Origin of the sequence: Brevundimonas sp. (genome assembly GCF_036963785.1) — a bacterium.
Taxonomy (GTDB): Bacteria; Pseudomonadota; Alphaproteobacteria; order Caulobacterales; family Caulobacteraceae; genus Brevundimonas.
The window spans coordinates 1-504 of sequence record NZ_JBALUS010000028.1 but is presented as its reverse complement, the minus strand read 5'-3'; the positions used below and the strand labels follow the sequence as shown (position 1 = coordinate 504).

Here is a 504-nt window from a genome sequence, read left to right as displayed (position 1 = left end):
GGCGGCCCCCGGCGATACGGTGCATAAAATTGATCATGTCTGTTGGTCCTAATGTCCGTGTCCGTCGCCAAAGGCGTCTTTTTCAAGCTGGGCCTTGAGAGTGAATCCCCCTTGCGAGACAAAGGTCTCGCCGACCGTCAGGCCCGAACGAATTTCGACAAAGCCGCCGGCCGTTGTACCGATCATCACGGTCTTGGGGGCGAAACCGCCTTCAACGGGAACGAATATCGACGGTTTGTCCTCGACAATCTGGACGGCTGTTTGCGGGACCCGTACCACGGGGCTTGCATTGCCAACGCTGAGATCAGCCGTGACAAACTGGCCAGGCGTCAGACTGCCATCGGCATTCGCCACAATCACCCGTGCCGTCGCGGTGCGAGAGGTTTCATTGATGACGGGAAGCACGAAAGCGACAGTCGATAACGCCAGGACATCTCCTGAGTCGGTCTTGAGCGCGACAGGTGCGCCAATACGTATACGACCAATGTCCTGCTTGTAGACGGC

The 504-nt window shown here is 57.9% G+C and carries 1 protein-coding gene; it reads right to left on the bottom strand.

The window, feature by feature from the left end; genetic code table 11:
* Nucleotides 1–48: 48 nt before the first annotated feature.
* Nucleotides 49–504 (bottom strand): efflux RND transporter periplasmic adaptor subunit (locus V7672_RS15300; protein ID WP_335625424.1); only part of this gene is annotated, 456 nt, incomplete at its 5' end.